Here is a 15,783-nt window from a genome sequence, read left to right on the forward strand (position 1 = left end):
CGCTGATGGAGGTTCGGCGTTTCGCAGCGCTCGTTCTGCTCGTCGTGCTCTCGGCGTGCCGTCCTCCGGCCCCGCCGCCACCGCCGCCAGCCCCGCCAGCGCCGGTTCCGCAGCCGAGCGCCGTCGAGCAGGCCTTGCGGGCCGCGGCTGGCGGCGGGGACGTGCCGCCGGATTTTCAGGTGATCTACAGCGACATGCACGGGATGCACGGAGGCACCACGATCAGGCTGTCGGCGGATGGCACCCTGACGTCCGAACACATGCAGCAGGGCGTGCTCACCGAACGGGCGGGAAGGGTTCCGGCGGACTCGGTCCGTGCACTGATCGGCCTGCTCGTGGAACTGCAGGGGTGGGAGCAGCGTACCCCGCCGCGTACCCCAGTGCCTGACGAGAGCGCAGCGGGACTTCGCATTCAGGCCGGGGGTGAAGAGGCCCGCATCTGGGAGTGGTTCAACGACATGGGGACGAACCAGCGGCTGTCCCGGATCCTTGGGATGCTGGGCAGGTTCGTCTCACAGAGCACGGCCGCCCCTGCGCCCCCTGCTCCGGGCTGAGCTAATGCGTCCGCCGTCTTCGAAATGAACAGGGCCGCGAGAGGTGATCTCTCGTGGCCCCCGCTCCGTTCCGTTACTGGGCAACTCGACCAGGCGGTGCTACTTATCGGATCGATTCAGGTTGTGGCGCTTGCACGTGCGCAGAAGCTTGTCGGTCAGAAGGAAGGTTTCGCCACTTGCCCGCTCGATGCGCTTTACGTGCGCCTGATGGGGAAAGTGCCCCCACACCACCCGTTTCTGGGCGGGGACACCGTCGCGGATCTTCGTGACTGTACGAACACGTTCGATGGCGGGCACGAAGTCGGAATCGGCACTGATGACCAGCGCGACATCGTACTTGTCACGATGGGCCCCATCCACGAGATCGACCGCGAGATTGACGTCTGTCTCCTTCTCGCGGTGGTACGGCGCGCGACACTGACTGCACTGCTTCCGCTCGTGCCAGCCTTCGACCAGTTCCGTCGCCGACGACCGTCGGAGAACATCGAAAAGCACGGCTTCACGCTTCCGAACCTCTCGATTGGCGCTCGCGGCCGCATAGAACCGAAGCTTCACGAGAATCGCACCGCCATCGACACTCTTGGCGAGTTGGTGCGCTAACCTGGGAAAATCGATGGAATACTCCAGCCCAGCCTCGCGCATGGACGCTTGGAAGTTGGTCCCGTCGACCAGGATGAGCAGGCGCGGCTTGCGAGTTGTGCTTGCTGTGGCGGGTGGGGTATGGACCGGTTCCATGCTGCCCTCCAAACGTGCGAAAGGCCGCGTGCAAGACGCGGCCTTTCGCTGCCATAAACCGCACAGTCCCGAAGGGCTGCCGGTGACGAACTGGATGTAAGTATATGCACGCCTTGGGGCCGCGTCAAGGCCCTCGGCTTCAAGCAGCCATCAGTGCTCTCGGCGTGTAAGTGTACATCGTAAACAGGAGTTCGCGTGACTACATTCCGGGAGTGGAGCGGGGCCGCGGAAGATGATCTCCCGCGGCCCCGTGGCGTTCCGCTCACTTTTGACCGGCCCCGTCAGCGCATGGGGCCGTAGAAGTCGCGGCCGTAGCCCCGGAACTCGGCGTCGTAGCGGTAGTTCGCCTCGCGCTCCCAACCGATGGGCATGCCGCCGCCGCGCATCGTCCGCGACCCGCCGATGGTGTTGTACGGCCGCCAGTAGCCCGTGACGTCGACGATGCGCCCCTCGTGGTCGCCGCCGAACGCGTTGTAGTTGGTCTCGTACCGCGCAGGCGTGGGGTGCACGTACTCGCGGTTGTACCGCTGCGTCACGCGGTTGCTGAACGCGGGGCGCCCGTAGTAGCGGCGGTCGTACCCCCCGCCTCCGCCCCCGCCGCGCATGCCGTCGTCATACGCCACGCGCGTGCGCACCGGCGGCCGCTGGGGCGCCGTCTCGTAGAACCCGCGCAGCCCGTAGTCGTATCCCCGCATGGGCGGCCGGCCGCCCATGTCACGGCCGTACCCGCGCCCATATCCGCCATCGTAGCGCATCGTATCTCCTTTGGCTTCGGTGTCCTGGCGTGTTCCGAACGGCCTGGGCTTGCAATCGACGTTCCCGCCAGGACGCGCGCCTGGTTTGCGCCCTTACGCGCCACTCCATCCGTTCGTAGATTTCCCTTTCGGCGTCACCCCCGTTCTCATGCATCCCCATGAACAAGCCCGCTCTCGTCGCCCTGCTGGCCGCCCTCGCCGCAGCGCCCGGCCTGCATGCCCAAGAGGGTGCCGCCGGCGCCCCCGAGCGGTGCGCCGCGGTGCCGGACACGGTAAAGCCGCCGACCGCCCCGCAGATCCGCGACCGCAACCAGCTTCGCGAGTCCGTCGCGCGCATCTTCCGGGAAGGCGGGCATCCCGCGACGGGCCTGCTGTACGTGGAAGTGGATCGCCAGGGGCGCAAGACGGTGGAGTTCCTGGGTACCGACCCTCCCGCGCAGGCGCGGCAGCGGGCCGAACGCGAGATCGGGCGGTACCTGCAGACGCTCCCGCCGGGCCGCTCCTTCAACGCGCTGCTCCGCCTGGACGGCGCCTACCCGGTGATCGCGCCGGGCAAGCACCACTGCGTGCCGGAGCTGGACAATCCCGGCGAGTTCATGGAGGCCCGCGGAAAGGTGATGGAGGGGCATCCCATGGCGAGAACGGCGGGCGAAACGCGCCCCGTCCAGGTTGCCGTCATCCTGGTGGTCGACCGCACGGGCCGGGTGGCATGGGCCGGCCTGGCGCAGCCCACAGGCGACGCGTACGTCGACGAGCATGCCACGGCCATGGTGCAGGGGCTGCGCTTTCTTCCCGCGTTGCTGGACGGAGTGCCCATCGATGCGCGCACGCGGTTCACGTTCACCCTTCGCGTCCGCTGATCCCCATGCTGCCGCGAATCATCCTTGCGGCTCTGGTCGCCCTGCTCCCCGCCGCACTCGGCGCACAGGCGACGGTGTCGAGCGGCAGCCGCGTTCGCGTGATGGCGCCCGCCTTGGACGGCACCACGATCACCGGCCAGGTGATGTCGGCCGATTCGGCGGCGCTCCTGCTGGCCGTGAGGGGCGGCACGGCGCGGGTGCCCGGACGCCCGACCCCGCCCGATTGACGCCGGGCACACCGACCCGGTACACTGATGCGCCCGCGTGCTCTCCGCCCGCGGGCGCTCTGCTTTCGCCACCACCCGAATCCCATGGACTCGCTGCAGGTTCTTGCTCCCGTGACCGCCCTGGTCGCGGGCTTCGCGCATGCGCTGGAGCCCGACCACATGGCCGCGGTCACCACCTTCGTGTCGCGCCGGCCCCGGCCGCTGCAGGCGCTGGGCTTCGGCGTGCGCTGGGGCGCGGGGCACTCCGCCGCCATTCTCGTGGTCGGCTGCATCCTGGTGGCGCTGGACGTACGGCTGCCGGACCTCCTGGCCCGCGGGCTGGAGTTCGGCGTGGGCGCCATGCTGCTGGGGCTGGGACTGTGGCTGCTGTGGAACGTGCTCCACGAGCGCGCCCACGGGCTGGCGGGCGAGGCGTCCGCGGACGGGGCACACCGACACCATCACCACCACGGCCGCGGCTCGCTGTGGGTGGGGCTGGCGCATGGGCTGTCGGGAACGGCGCCGCTGGTGGCCGCGCTCTCCGCCACGGCGGCGGGCTCGGCATGGCAGGCGGCGGGCTACCTGGCCCTCTTCGGCGTGGGCACCACGGTGGCGATGGCGCTGTACGCCGTGGCGGCCGGCGCGCTGTTCACCCGGGCGGCGAACCGCGGCCCCGCGCTGGCCGGAACGTTGCGTGCGATGACGGCTTTGGGGAGCGCGGCCATCGGGGTGCTGTGGATGGTGAACGCGGCCCTCCCGGCGTGACGAGCTGGCCGCGCGAAGGGCACACTTTCAAACGACTGTCGAGGGATTCCGATGCAGGAAGGTAACGAGCCGCAGGCGGGCGTACCGCCGGTCACCATCCTGGTGAAGAACAACGGGCCGCTGCTGGTGGATGGCCCCTTTCGCCTGGTGGACGCCGACGGAACCGAGTACCCGGTGCCCGCGGGCAAGAAGGTGAACCTGTGCCGCTGCGGCGCATCCACCCGCAAGCCGTTCTGCGACGGCACGCACAGCAGGATCGGCTTTGCGGCCGCCGAGCGGGCCGTGCGCGAGCTGGAGGGCGGGGCGCCCCAGGGCGGCGCACCAGCTGCTTGACACTGCACCGGCGCGCCGGTAGCATCGTTCCCCACGCCCGGTCCGCTGGTTGCAGCGTACCGGGCGTTCTGCTTCCCTGGCCTGCACGGGCGCCGCACGCGGCGAACCGGCTTTCATAAACGGAGGACGAGGATGGCGACGGAATCGCTGCCCATCGAGCAGCGCGGCTACGCGAAGCCCGATGCGCTGGTATCGACGGAGTGGGTGGCCGGGCACCTGGACGACCCCGCCGTGCGCATCGTGGAAAGCAACGAGGACGTGCTGCTGTACGACACGGGGCACCTTCCCGGCGCGGTGCGCATCGACTGGCACACCGACCTCCAGGACCCGCTGATGCGCGACTACCTGGACGCCGAGTCGTTCGCCGCGCTGATGCGCGAAAAGGGCATCTCGCCCGATACGACGGTGGTGTTCTACGGCGACAAGAACAACTGGTGGGCCACGTACGCGCTGTGGGTGTTCCGCCTGTTTGGGCACGAGCGGGTGAAGGTGATGGACGGCGGGCGCAAGAAGTGGTCGGACGAGGGGCGGCCGATGACCGAAGACCTGCCCACGGTCGCACCGGCCGACTATCCCACGCCGCGCCGCGACGACGAGGCCATCCGCGCCTTCCGTGAAGACGTGCTGGACCACGTGAAGCGGCGCGGGCAGATGATCGACGTGCGCTCGCCCGAGGAGTTCAGCGGCGAAAAGCTCCACATGCCCGACTATCCGCAGGAAGGCGCCATGCGCGGCGGGCACATCCCCGGCGCGCAGAACGTGCCCTGGGCGCGGGCCGTGAACGTGGACACGGGCGAGTTCAAGAGCGCCGAGGAGTTGCGCGCGCTGTACGAGCAGGGCGCCGGGCTGAGGCCGGACCAGGACACCATCGCCTACTGCCGCATCGGCGAGCGCTCGTCGCACACCTGGTTCGCGCTGACGTACCTGCTGGGCTATCCCAACGTGCGCAACTACGACGGCTCGTGGACGGAGTGGGGGAACGCCGTGCGGCTGCCCATCGAAAAGTAGCGCGGCGGCAGTCCGTCAAAAGAGGGGCTCACACGGAGTCCACGGAGGGCACGGAGGGCACGGAGGACGGGGGAGGGATCTCTCCGTGCCCTCCGTGTGAGGCCAGCACAGCAAGGGACGAGATGGAACTGGGGATCTACACCTTCGCGGAGGTCGCGCCCGATCCCGTCACCGGGCGCACGGTGAACGCGGCGGAGCGGCTGCGCGACCTGATGGAAGAGATGGAGCTGGCGGACCAGGTGGGCCTCGACGTCTTTGGCGTGGGCGAGCACCACCGGCCGGACTACGCCGTATCGTCCCCCGCCGTCGTCCTGGCCGCGGGCGCGGAGCGGACGAAGCGCATCCGGCTGACCAGCGCGGTGACGGTGCTCAGCTCCGACGATCCCGTCCGCGTGTTCCAGGACTTCGCCACGCTGGACCTGCTTTCCGGCGGGCGGGCCGAGATCATGGCCGGGCGCGGATCGTTCATCGAGTCGTTTCCGCTGTTCGGCTACGACCTGCAGGACTACGACGCGCTGTTCTCCGAAAAGCTGGAGCTGCTGCTGAAGCTGCGCGAGAGCGAGAACGTCACCTGGTCGGGCAGGCACCGCGCGCCGCTCACCGGCCAGGGCGTGTACCCGCGCCCCGTGCAGGACCCGCTCCCCGTCTGGATTGCGGTAGGCGGCACGCCGCAGTCCGTAGTCCGCGCGGCGACGCTGGGGCTGCCGCTGGCCGTGGCCATCATCGGCGGCATGCCCGAGCAGTTCGCCCCGCTGGTGCAGCTGTACCGCGACGTGGCGAGCCGCGCGGGCCACGATGCCACGAAGCTCCCCGTCAGCATCAACTCGCACGGCTACATCGCCGACACTTCACGCCAGGCGGCGGACGAGTTCTATCCACCGTACGCCGACGTGATGACGCGCATCGGGCGGGAGCGCGGGTGGCCGCCCACGACTCGCCAGCAGTACGAGGCGCAGCTGACCCGGCGGGGCGCCCTGGTGGTGGGCAGCCCCAGCGAGGTGATCGACAAGATCCTCTTTCAGCACGAGATCTTCCGGCACGAGCGCTTTCTGCTGCAGTTCAGCATTGGCACCATGCCGCACCGGCAGATCATGCGCTGCATCGAACTGTTCGGAACGGAGGTCGCCCCCGCGGTCCGCAAGGCGCTCGCGGCCAAGAGCGGGTAAACCCGCGCGCGCACCGCACCTTCCGAAGCGCGTGATGTCATCCCGAAGGAGCGGCCAAGGTGAACCGGCCCGTACACCGATGACCGCAGCGACTGAGGGATCCGCCACACACTCCCGGGCGCGCCACATGGCCCTCCTCGCACGGAAGCAAGCCAGTCTGCGAAGGCAGACTTCGTGTGGTCGTTGCAGCGAATTCATTCGCCCGACGGAGCCGAGGCCTTGAGATCGGTCGATCCACCAACGAAAGAAGCCCCGCTCGCCGCGGGGCTTCTTCGTGTTACACCTCGGGTCCCGGTGAGGTGAATTCCATCAGCCTGCCCGCAAATCACCTTTCGCCCGTGGGCGCCGCCGCCGTGCGGACCCGGGCATAGTCCTCCACCATCCGGATGAACTCCCCCCGGTAGCCCTCGGCGTCGCCGCCGCGGGCGCCGCGCGCCAGCGTCAGCACCTGCTGTACCGTCGCCCGCCCGCGGTGCTCCGACTCGCGCAGCACCATTCCGAACGCCGCCACCGCCGCCGCGAACCGGAAGTCGTCGGAGGTAGCGCCGTTGCGCGCGGGCACCTGCACCGCGTGGGAAAGCAGCCGGCTCTGCTCGCCGTCGGGCGCCTTGTAGCGCACCTTCACGTTCATCATCTCGCCCCCGAACGCGCCCACCGGCTCCGCGTCGGTGCGCTGGTACCGCAGCGAATCCACCGTTCCCACGCGGACCCCGCTGTCGGCGCCCACCGGCACCACCTCGTACAACGCGGTGACGGAGTGCCCGGCGCCGATCTCCCCCGCGTCCTTGCGGTCGTCGTTGAAGTGCTCGTCGGCGAGCAGGCGGTTCTCGTACCCGATCAGCCGGTACGCGTACACCCGCGCGGGGTTGAACTCCACCTGCAGCTTCACGTCCTTGGCGATGGTGAACAGGGTGCCGCCCATCTCGGTGACCAGCACCTTGCGGCCCTCCATCAGGTCGTCGACGTAGGCGTAGTTGCCGTTGCCGTGGTCGGCCATCTGCTCCATCCGCGCGTCGGCCAGGTTGCCCCTGCCGAAGCCCAGGATGGTCAAAAAGGTGCCCTGCTCGCGCTTTTCCTCGATCAGCCGAACCAGCTCTCCCTGGCTGCTGACCCCCACGTTGAAGTCGCCGTCGGTGGCCAGGATCACCCGGTTGTTTCCGCCGGCGATGTGGTTGCGGCACGCCACCTCGTACGCCAGCCGGATTCCCTGCGCACCCGCGGTGGAGCCGCCCGCCTCCAGGCGCTCGATGGCGTCCAGGATCTCGTCCTTGCGGTCGCCCGGGGTGGATTCCAGCACCAGCCCCGCCGCGCCCGCGTAGACGACGATGGCCACGCGGTCGCGCGCCGAAAGCTCGTTCACCAGCAGCCGAAGCGACTGCTGCACCAGGGGCAGCTTGTCGGGTTCGTCCATCGACCCGGAGACGTCCACCAGGAACACCAGGTTGCTGGGCGGCAGGTCGGCCCGGGGCATCCGCCGCCCCTGCAGCCCGATCCGCACCAGCTGGTGCCGCGGGTTCCACGGCGCCGAGCCCACCTCGGTGACCACGGCGAACGGGTGCTCGCCGGTGGGATCGGGATAGGCGTACGAGAAGTAGTTCACCATCTCCTCGATGCGCACCGCGTCGCGCGGGGGCGCCCCGCCGTCACGGATGAACCGGCGGACGTTGCTGTACGAGGCCCGGTCCACGTCCACCGCAAAGGTGCTGAGCGGGGTGCGCGCGGCGGCGTGAAACGCGTTCTCCTCGATCGGGTTGTATTCCTCCGTGTTGTAGCCGCGTCCCGGAGCCCCGGGCTGGTGCGCACTCACGGACGAAGTCGCGGCCCCCAGCGGTGCCCGGTTGGAAACTCGCGGCGCGGTCCCGGTTACCACGACCCCCTCGAGTGTCAGCGCCTGCGGAGCGAGCGTAAAGTTCTGGATGATGCTCGCACCGGGTTGAAGGGTGATCGATCGCATCACCGTGCCGAGCCCCACGCGGCTGGCGGTGAGCTGGACCGTCGATCCGGCCCGGATGCGTTCGGCGGGAACCACCAGCCGGTACGTGCCGTCCGCGGTGGTTGCCGAACCCACGTTGTAGGCCTGGATGCGGACGAGGACTCCAGCCTCGGGCTGGCCCTGCGGATTGGTGACGCGGCCCGTGACCACCGCGGGCGCCTGTGCCCGGCCAGGTTGGGACGCGAGCAGCAGGAGCAGGGCGAACAGGGTGCTGACGAAGCGTGCTGCCATGGCGATCTCCCTCTGGGAGGTGGGAAAGGGACCCGAGATGGAACGTGGCAGACGCGGATTTCTGACCCCGCGCCGCGCCCGTCCCAATCCAATGGTGATGCGGATTTCACCTCAGCGCCACCGGTAAGATTTTAGCATAGTGGACAGTGGAACTCCCCGCTTCGGCGCGGGTTGAACCACGGATGTGCCACGATTCCCGCATCTCCGGATCCGCGCGGCCGGGCCGTTTTCCTTGACACCTTCCCGGCGCGCGCCTACCCTTCGCAAGCTGCTAATTCCTTAGCGACCTACCATTCGCCCGACCATCCGCCGCAATGCCCGACGCATCCACCGCATCCGACCTCAGCCGCCGCGAGCGGCAGATCATGGACGTGGTCTATCGGCTGGGAAAAGCCAGCGTGAACGACGTGCTGGACCGCATTCCCGAGCCGCCCAGCTACTCCGCCGTCCGCGCGCTGATGCGCATCCTGGAAGAGAAGGGTCACCTGGCGCACGAGCAGGACGGCCCGCGCTACCTGTACCTGCCCACCGTTCCGCGTGAGTCGGCCCGGCGCAGCGCGCTTTCGCACATGGTACGCACCTTCTTCGGCGGCTCCACCGAGGCCGCGGTCGCCGCGCTGCTGGACGAATCGCGCAACCGGATGTCCGAAGCCGAGCTGGAGCGCATCGCCAGCCTGATCGAAACGGCGCGCAGCCAGGGCCACTGACGGATGGCCATCCCGCTCCCCGCCCACGATGCCGCCCCGTGGCTGGCGCCGGCCGTATGGCTGGTCGCCCGCGGGACGCTGCTGCTGGCTGCCGCGGCGCTGGCTGCCGCGCTGATGCGGCGGCGGTCGGCGGCGGCGCGGCACCTGGTGTGGGGGCTGGCGATGATCTCGCTTCTGGCCCTTCCCGCGCTGTCGCTGGTGCTGCCGCACTGGGAGCTGGCGTTCGTGTCGGTAGATGCCATCCACCCCGCGCTCCTCGTTCCGGGTGCGCGGGCTGCGGCGCTCGCCGCGCTGCCGTGGGGAACCATCGCGCTCGCGCTCTGGGCGGCGGGCGTGCTCATCGCGCTCGTCCGCCTGGTGGTGGCGCAGGCCGCGGTGCGCGCGCTCGCCGGCCGCGCGGCGCCCATCAGCGGCGGTGAGTGGAAGGAGCGGATGGAGTCGGCCGCGCGCGAGCTGGGGGTCACCCGCCGGGTGCGCCTCCTTCGCGCGTCGGGCGGCGCCATGCCGATGACGTGGGGAGTCCTGCGCCCGGCCGTGCTCCTGCCCGCTGAGGCGGACGGGTGGACGGCGGAGCGGCAGCGCGTGGTGCTGCTGCACGAGCTTGCGCACGTGGCGCGGCGTGACTGCCTGTGGCAGCTCGTGGCCTCGCTGGGCTGCGCGATGTACTGGTTTCACCCGGGCGCGTGGTGGGCCGCGCACCGCATGCGCGAGGAGCGCGAGCAGGCGTGCGACGACCGCGTGCTCGCCGCGGGAACGCGCGCCTCCGACTACGCGGGCCACCTGCTGGCCGTCGCCCGCGCCTTTCGCCCCGTGCGCCTGACCGCGGCCGCGGCGGTGGGAATGGCGGCGCGTTCGCAACTGGAAGACCGCGTGGTGGCGGTGCTGGACGGCGCGCGCGCCCGCGACAGCGTATCCGCACGCGTGGCCCTGGCGTGCGCCGCGGCCGGGGCGCTGGCCCTGCTGCCGCTCGCCACCGCCGCCCCGTCCGTCCGCACGAACGCCGAGGCTCCGCGGCCCACGCCAGCCGTCGCCGCCTCGATCGATGACCCCGCGCGCCCGCAGCCGCGGCGGTCGACAGATCGGCGTCTGGGTCGGATGGAGCCGTCGCCCGCTCCGCTGGCGAGCGCCGCTCCAGCGAAGCCAACCAACGCGCTGGTACGCGACGCCACGCCCGGGCCGTCGATCGGGCCCGAGCTGCAGGTGACGTACGACGTGAACCTGGCCGACCTCTGGGCCGCCGCCCGCGACGGCGACCCGGATGCCCGGCGCGGCGCCACGTGGGGACTGGGTCAAGCGGAGCAGCGGCTGGCCGCGTCGCCGGTCGCCCGTTCGGCGCGGGAATACGACTTCCGCTTCAACGGCGCGCTGGGCCTGGACGAGTACCGGCCGCGCCAGAGCGAGCCCGCACGCGCGCCCACCGGCACCGGCCGCGCGATCCAGCCGCCGCGCACTGCGCGCAAGGCACCCGAGGCGCGCCCAGTCGAACGCCCGGTACGCATCCTCTCCGAACCCAACGAGCCAGACACGCTGCCCGCCATCGGCGGCCCGCACGCCCCCGAGACGCCGCAGAACTAGCCAACGAGTCTTACGCGGAGGCGCGGAGGATGGTGAGAAAAGAAGGAGGGTGGCCGCGTCCTCGCGGCCACCCTTTTGGGGGTGTGCCTACTAACCTTAGAATGCGCATGAGGCGCTATGTAGAGCCGTCCTCCGCTGGTTGAACCGTCTTCCGGGTGTTTAGAAGCAAATTGTTGAGAGCCTCCCCAAAGATTCGCTCCACTCCGATCGTGAGGCGCATTTTCAAAGCTGCGGTCGGCCCGTGCACCAATTCGGAAACGCGAGCGCTGAACACGCGGCGCTGAGTGGCCGTTTCAACCAGGCTTATGTCGTCATCTCGATCAGCATTGAGTGGCACGGTGACCACATAATCAACGTAAAGAGTGGCTTTGACCGGCGGTCCGATCCTAAAGCCTAGACCCACCGTGTCCCACTCCCCGCCCGTAACCACCCGGCCCGCCGGGACGGTCACAAGCCCGTGATCGAAGCGGTTCGCGCGTTGAACGGCGATCCGAAGCCGCTCACCCTGCTCATAGCGTTTGGCTTGGGATTCGAACTCGTGCCCAACTTGCTCGAAGAGTTCCTGCCCCGCTTTCTCAACATCTTCCTGCGTGTATCCGCCCGGGGTGGTGAAGAGTGCGTGCAACTCTCCGAGTGCATCCGCCGGCTGCGGGCTCAATGCAGCGCCCAGGCTCTCATTCACCAACAGGATCGAATCCAGTGCTCTCTCCATCGTGAAATCAATGAAACGCTGGTAATTTCCTCGGTCCGCCCCCGCCAGTGAGTCCAGGTATTCCTTCCGGTTCTCGACGAGGATCATCAATGGAATGGAGTGCGCACGGTACGTGAAGATCGACGCGAGAGCACGTGCCACGCGACCGTTGCCATCAGCAAACGGATGGATGACTACGAAAGCATAATGGGTGTATGATGCCTGTAGAACGGGATGGGCAGAGAGAAACTCTTCGCTCCTAAGCACTTCACAGAAGCGATGCATCTCAGCAGGCACCAAATCTACAGGCGCGTACGCGTGCGTGCCCCCGCCCGCGAGCCGCACGTGGTTGGGGAGATGCTTGTACTCGCCTATTGGGAGTTGGTGCGTTTGAGGCCCTACTTCGGTCATTACCGAATAGGTCTGCTGAGCTGCACAGAGTTCCTGATGTAGTGTGCGGATCCACGTTTCCGAGATAGGAGTGCGGTTCGTCGCGACATCGAGGACGTAGTCATAGGCACGGAGTTGCGACTCGAACAAGGCTCGAACTTGCTGGCCCTTCGAGTCCATTGCAGCTTCCCACACCGCAGCTTGAGTAGCCACGGTGAAAGTAAACCCACGATCTACTTCGTACAGCCCTTCGATTGCGCCGGTATCTACCGCGGCTGCACGTTTCACAACCTCTCGCGCACGAGCGAGTTCATCAGGAGAGACTCGCCCGCGCTCGGCAACAATTGCGGAGTAGCGATCCCAGCGCGCATGGTCGATCGACGCTTTCGCCCATTCCGAGAATGGAGGAAACGTACGATAGCTGGCATCCACCGCGCGGGGATCCACGTCATGCTCCCGGATTCGGGTTATGGAACGCGCCGAGGCTCAGCAAATAACCATTCTGCACACGGCGCATTCGGCGCCGCTTACGCCCGCACGAGGCGCTTGTACTTGATGCGGTGCGGGATGTCGGCGTCGGCACCTAGGCGGCGCTTCTTGTCGGCTTCGTACTCCTGGTAGTTGCCTTCGAAGAAGACGACGCGGCTTTCGCCCTCGAACGCCAGGATGTGCGTGGCGATGCGGTCCAGGAACCAGCGGTCGTGGCTGATGACCACCGCGCAGCCGGCGAAGTTCAGCAGGGCGTCTTCCAGCGCGCGCAGCGTGTCGACGTCCAGGTCGTTGCTGGGCTCGTCGAGCAGGATCAGGTTGCCGCCTTCCTTCAGCAGCTTGGCCATGTGCAGGCGGTTGCGCTCACCGCCCGACAGGTGCTTCACCAGCTTCTGCTGGTCGCTTCCCTTGAAGTTGAACCACCCGCAGTAGGCACGCGAGTTCATCTTCAGCCGGCCCAGCTCCAGCGTTTCCTGCCCGCCCGAAATCTCCTGCCACACGGTGTTCTCGCCGTTCAGCGAGTCGCGGCTCTGGTCCACGTACGCCAGCTTGACGGTGGACCCCACCTTCAGCGCGCCCGCGTCGGGCTGCTCCTGCCCCGTGATCATGCGGAACAGCGTGGTCTTGCCCGCGCCGTTGGGGCCGATGACGCCCACGATTCCGCCGCGCGGCAGGCGGAAGTTCAGGTCTTCCACCAGCAGCTTGTCGCCGTACCCCTTGGCCACGGCGTCCGACACCACCACCTCGTCGCCCAGGCGCGGCCCGGCGGGGATGATGATTTCGGCCGTGGAGGCGCGCTCCTTCTGGTCGGCGTTCAGCAGCTCTTCGTAGCTGGTCAGGCGGGCCTTGCTCTTGGCCTGCCGCGCCCGAGGGGCCATGCGCACCCACTCCAGCTCGCGGTCGAGCGTGCGCTGGCGCGCGGACGACTGCTTTTCCTCCTTCCGCAGCCGCTCCTGCTTCTGCTCGAGCCAGCTGGTGTAGTTGCCCTTCCAGGGAATGCCCTCGCCGCGGTCCAGCTCCAGGATCCACTCCGCCACGTTGTCCAGGAAGTAGCGGTCGTGGGTGATGGCGACGATGGTGCCCGTGAACGCGGCCAGGTGGTGCTCCAGCCAGGCCACCGACTCGGCGTCGAGGTGGTTGGTGGGCTCGTCGAGCAGCAGCATGTCGGGCTCTTCCAGCAGCACCTTGCAGAGCGCCACGCGGCGCTTTTCTCCGCCGGACAGGCTCTCCACCCGCGCATCGGGGGGCGGCAGGCGCAGGGCCTCCATGGCGATCTCGATCTTGCGGTCCAGCTCCCACAGGTTGGCCGCGTCGATCTGGTCCTGCAGCCGCGCCTGTTCTTCGAGCAGCTTGTCGAAGTCGGCGTCGGGCTCGCCGAAGCTCATGTTCACTTCTTCGAAGCGGCGCAGCACCTCGCGCTGGGCCCGCACGGCCTCTTCGACGTTGCCGCGCACGTCCAGCGCCGGGTCCAGCTCCGGCTCCTGGGCCAGGTAGCCGATGCGCGTGCCCTCGGCCGCCCACGCCTCGCCGTTGAAGTCCTTGTCGACGCCGGCCATGATGCGCAGCAGCGAGCTCTTGCCGCTGCCGTTGGCGCCCACGACGCCGATCTTGGCGCCCGGGTAGAACGACAGCCAGATGCCCTTGAGGATCTCGCGGTTGGGCGGAACCACCTTGCGCAGTTCCTTCATCACGTAGATGAACCGCGACGTATCTGTATTGCTCATCGGATCAGGATCAGGAAACGGTCAGCGCGGCGGGCCGCGGGGCTCTTTCGAGGTCCGAAAATACCACGAGAACCGCGGTTGGAACAGCGGTAAGTACGGGACAGCGGTAACTACGGTCACGACGGTAACTACGGTCACAACGGTGGGCCGCACACGCGCTGGCGTTGTCATCCCGACGGAGCGGCCCCGCCGAACTCGCCCATACACCGTGGACCGCAGCGACCGAGGGATCCGCCACACACGTCGCCGAGAACGCCGTAGCCGAGGCCCCGCCGTGCCACTGCTCCCGTCCCGACCGTAGTGACCGTAGCGACCGCAGTTACCGTAGTTACCGCAGTCTCACCTCGCGGCGAGTGCGGATGATGGTCTCGATCTCGAAGGCGATGTCCTCGGGCGAGCGGCCCTCGGCGGGAATGGAGACGTCGGCCAGGCGGTACAGCGGCTCACGCTCCGCCAGCATGGACGCGATCATCCCGCGCGGGTCGGGGTGCTCGCGGAACGGGCGGTCGATGGTGTCGGCGCGCAGGCGGCGCACGGTTTCGTCGACGGAGACGCGAAGCCACACGGAGAGCGTGGTGGCGCCGAGAGGGTCCAGCTGTTCGGGGCGCAGAATCCAGCCGCCGCCCGGCGCCAGGACGACCCTCGGCTGCTCGGCCACTTCCGCCGTCAACGCCGCCTCCATCTGCCGGAACGCCTCCTGGCCGTCCGCGCCGATGATCTGCTTGATCGTGCGGCCCTCGCGGCGCTCGATCTCCACGTCGAAGTCCAGGAAGCCCCATTCCAGCCGCCGCGCCAGCGCTTGCCCCACGGTGCTCTTGCCCGAGGTCATGTAGCCCAGCAGCACCACGCGTTCGATGACCAGGGCGGGCGGCAGTCCGTTCTCGGGCACGGCGGCGTTCTCCGGGTGAGGTGGTGGGGGATGCGGATGAGCGGCGGGGCGAGGCAGGTTGCGGGCCGCGGGTGGGCCCCTCCCCCGGCAAACTGCGCCGGGAGCGGGGGGACTTCGATTGCGGTCCTACAAGGTGCCGGCGCATGCCTCCGGGGCCCCCTCCCCCCGTCCCCCGTCCCCCGCTTCGCAGGGGAGGGGGAGACCTGAATCGCGCTTCGGCTGGCCCGGGCGCACCCAACTGCGCGTGCAGTCCGCGAAGGCGTACTTTGGGCCTTTGTTGCCGCGAGTTCAGTCGCCCCAGCGGGGCCGAGGCCTCGGGTATTGGGACCGCTGCCGCGCCCGAGGTAATTCGTGGCCGCGGCTAGATCCTTCGGCCCGCGTGGGTTGTGCTGCGGGCAGATTTGGTGCGCTCGGGCCTCTGGATGACAAATGGCCGTGCGAGGGCGAAATGTCGGACCTCTGGATGACAGGCTGCCCGCTGGATCTGAAAAATCTCCCCCTCCCCTGCGCAGCCTACCCATTACCCACATCTCTGATAGGGGTGTCAGGGCCGGAATACAAGGCGCAGTCTGCAAAAATGCCGTGGGAGCGTAGGTTTGAGGCCGCGTCAAACCCGTCGTCGACGTAGGAGTGTGTGGCGTCTACGCACCGGAATGCGCGCTGCTCCGTCTCCCGAGTGGACGCAGATGAGGGCCAAACCCCTGCTGTCACC

15 protein-coding genes are annotated in these 15,783 nt (G+C 68.5%); 9 read left to right on the forward strand and 6 right to left on the reverse strand.

All coding sequences use genetic code 11. From position 1 onward, the window contains the following. Positions 1 to 5 precede the first annotated feature (5 nt). Positions 6 to 554, forward strand: a complete 549-nt coding sequence (locus VF632_RS17290; RefSeq protein ID WP_331024179.1) for a hypothetical protein — start codon at positions 6 to 8, stop codon at positions 552 to 554. Positions 555 to 653: 99 nt separating this feature from the next. Here the strand turns inward: VF632_RS17290 and VF632_RS17295 are convergent, their stop codons facing one another. Both VF632_RS17295 and VF632_RS17300 read right to left on the reverse strand, forming a co-directional pair. Then, positions 654 to 1,289 carry an NYN domain-containing protein gene (locus VF632_RS17295; protein ID WP_331024180.1) on the reverse strand — a complete coding sequence of 212 codons (636 nt, stop codon included), beginning with the start codon at positions 1,287 to 1,289 and terminating at the stop codon, positions 654 to 656. A 281-nt stretch (positions 1,290 to 1,570) separates the two neighbouring features. Beyond that, positions 1,571 to 2,044 carry a hypothetical protein gene (locus tag VF632_RS17300; protein WP_331024181.1) on the reverse strand — a complete coding sequence of 158 codons (474 nt, stop codon included), beginning with the start codon at positions 2,042 to 2,044 and terminating at the stop codon, positions 1,571 to 1,573. A gap of 158 nt (positions 2,045 to 2,202) precedes the next feature. Here VF632_RS17300 and VF632_RS17305 point away from each other — a divergent pair, with 158 nt between their 5' ends. The 6 genes from VF632_RS17305 to VF632_RS17330 all read left to right on the forward strand — a co-directional run bounded on the left by VF632_RS17305 (position 2,203) and on the right by VF632_RS17330 (position 6,382). After that, positions 2,203 to 2,904, forward strand: coding sequence for an energy transducer TonB (locus VF632_RS17305; protein WP_331024182.1), 702 nt, complete (start codon positions 2,203 to 2,205; stop codon positions 2,902 to 2,904). Between the two features lie 5 nt (positions 2,905 to 2,909). Beyond that, a complete protein-coding gene (locus VF632_RS17310) occupies positions 2,910 to 3,131 on the forward strand; it encodes a hypothetical protein (protein ID WP_331024183.1) in 222 nt (73 codons plus the stop codon). Between the two features lie 84 nt (positions 3,132 to 3,215). Then, entirely contained in the window at positions 3,216 to 3,875 is a 660-nt protein-coding gene (locus tag VF632_RS17315; RefSeq protein WP_331024184.1) for a sulfite exporter TauE/SafE family protein, read from the forward strand. Positions 3,876 to 3,926: 51 nt separating this feature from the next. Further along, complete coding sequence (locus VF632_RS17320; protein WP_331024185.1) at positions 3,927 to 4,208, forward strand: CDGSH iron-sulfur domain-containing protein; 282 nt, start codon at positions 3,927 to 3,929, stop codon at positions 4,206 to 4,208. Between the two features lie 132 nt (positions 4,209 to 4,340). After that, positions 4,341 to 5,216 carry a sulfurtransferase gene (locus tag VF632_RS17325; RefSeq protein ID WP_331024186.1) on the forward strand — a complete coding sequence of 292 codons (876 nt, stop codon included), beginning with the start codon at positions 4,341 to 4,343 and terminating at the stop codon, positions 5,214 to 5,216. 122 nt (positions 5,217 to 5,338) lie between these two features. Beyond that, positions 5,339 to 6,382, forward strand: a complete 1,044-nt coding sequence (locus tag VF632_RS17330; protein ID WP_331024187.1) for an LLM class flavin-dependent oxidoreductase — start codon at positions 5,339 to 5,341, stop codon at positions 6,380 to 6,382. Positions 6,383 to 6,707: 325 nt separating this feature from the next. Here the strand turns inward: VF632_RS17330 and VF632_RS17335 are convergent, their stop codons facing one another. After that, positions 6,708 to 8,606: a YfbK domain-containing protein gene (locus VF632_RS17335; RefSeq protein WP_331024188.1), complete on the reverse strand. Its 1,899-nt coding sequence runs from the start codon at positions 8,604 to 8,606 to the stop codon at positions 6,708 to 6,710. 314 nt (positions 8,607 to 8,920) lie between these two features. Between VF632_RS17335 and VF632_RS17340 the strand changes: the two genes are divergently transcribed. Then, positions 8,921 to 9,313 carry a BlaI/MecI/CopY family transcriptional regulator gene (locus VF632_RS17340; protein ID WP_331024189.1) on the forward strand — a complete coding sequence of 131 codons (393 nt, stop codon included), beginning with the start codon at positions 8,921 to 8,923 and terminating at the stop codon, positions 9,311 to 9,313. Between the two features lie 3 nt (positions 9,314 to 9,316). Next, a complete protein-coding gene (locus VF632_RS17345; protein WP_331024190.1) occupies positions 9,317 to 10,888 on the forward strand; it encodes a M56 family metallopeptidase in 1,572 nt (523 codons plus the stop codon). 115 nt (positions 10,889 to 11,003) lie between these two features. Here the strand turns inward: VF632_RS17345 and VF632_RS17350 are convergent, their stop codons facing one another. The 3 genes from VF632_RS17350 to VF632_RS17360 all read right to left on the reverse strand — a co-directional run bounded on the left by VF632_RS17350 (position 11,004) and on the right by VF632_RS17360 (position 15,071). Further along, entirely contained in the window at positions 11,004 to 12,416 is a 1,413-nt protein-coding gene (locus VF632_RS17350) for a Fic family protein (protein ID WP_331024191.1), read from the reverse strand. An 80-nt stretch (positions 12,417 to 12,496) separates the two neighbouring features. After that, entirely contained in the window at positions 12,497 to 14,182 is a 1,686-nt protein-coding gene (ettA, locus tag VF632_RS17355; protein WP_331024192.1) for an energy-dependent translational throttle protein EttA, read from the reverse strand. 328 nt (positions 14,183 to 14,510) lie between these two features. Continuing rightward, entirely contained in the window at positions 14,511 to 15,071 is a 561-nt protein-coding gene (locus tag VF632_RS17360) for a shikimate kinase (protein ID WP_331024193.1), read from the reverse strand. Positions 15,072 to 15,783 lie beyond the last annotated feature (712 nt).

Source organism: Longimicrobium sp. (assembly GCF_036388275.1).
GTDB lineage: Bacteria > Gemmatimonadota > Gemmatimonadetes > Longimicrobiales > Longimicrobiaceae > Longimicrobium.

Excerpts from the sequence above, each read along its gene's own strand:
- VF632_RS17320 (WP_331024185.1), top strand. The coding sequence starts at position 3,927 with ATGCAGGAAGGTAACGAGCCGCAGGCGGGCGTACCGCCGGTCACCATC.
- ettA (WP_331024192.1), bottom strand. The coding sequence starts at position 14,182 with ATGAGCAATACAGATACGTCGCGGTTCATCTACGTGATGAAGGAACTG.
- VF632_RS17310 (WP_331024183.1), top strand. The coding sequence starts at position 2,910 with ATGCTGCCGCGAATCATCCTTGCGGCTCTGGTCGCCCTGCTCCCCGCC.
- VF632_RS17335 (WP_331024188.1), bottom strand. The coding sequence starts at position 8,606 with ATGGCAGCACGCTTCGTCAGCACCCTGTTCGCCCTGCTCCTGCTGCTC.
- VF632_RS17290 (WP_331024179.1), top strand. The coding sequence starts at position 6 with ATGGAGGTTCGGCGTTTCGCAGCGCTCGTTCTGCTCGTCGTGCTCTCG.
- VF632_RS17325 (WP_331024186.1), top strand. The coding sequence starts at position 4,341 with ATGGCGACGGAATCGCTGCCCATCGAGCAGCGCGGCTACGCGAAGCCC.
- VF632_RS17345 (WP_331024190.1), top strand. The coding sequence starts at position 9,317 with ATGGCCATCCCGCTCCCCGCCCACGATGCCGCCCCGTGGCTGGCGCCG.
- VF632_RS17315 (WP_331024184.1), top strand. The coding sequence starts at position 3,216 with ATGGACTCGCTGCAGGTTCTTGCTCCCGTGACCGCCCTGGTCGCGGGC.
- VF632_RS17340 (WP_331024189.1), top strand. The coding sequence starts at position 8,921 with ATGCCCGACGCATCCACCGCATCCGACCTCAGCCGCCGCGAGCGGCAG.
- VF632_RS17305 (WP_331024182.1), top strand. The coding sequence starts at position 2,203 with ATGAACAAGCCCGCTCTCGTCGCCCTGCTGGCCGCCCTCGCCGCAGCG.
- VF632_RS17300 (WP_331024181.1), bottom strand. The coding sequence starts at position 2,044 with ATGCGCTACGATGGCGGATATGGGCGCGGGTACGGCCGTGACATGGGC.
- VF632_RS17295 (WP_331024180.1), bottom strand. The coding sequence starts at position 1,289 with ATGGAACCGGTCCATACCCCACCCGCCACAGCAAGCACAACTCGCAAG.
- VF632_RS17330 (WP_331024187.1), top strand. The coding sequence starts at position 5,339 with ATGGAACTGGGGATCTACACCTTCGCGGAGGTCGCGCCCGATCCCGTC.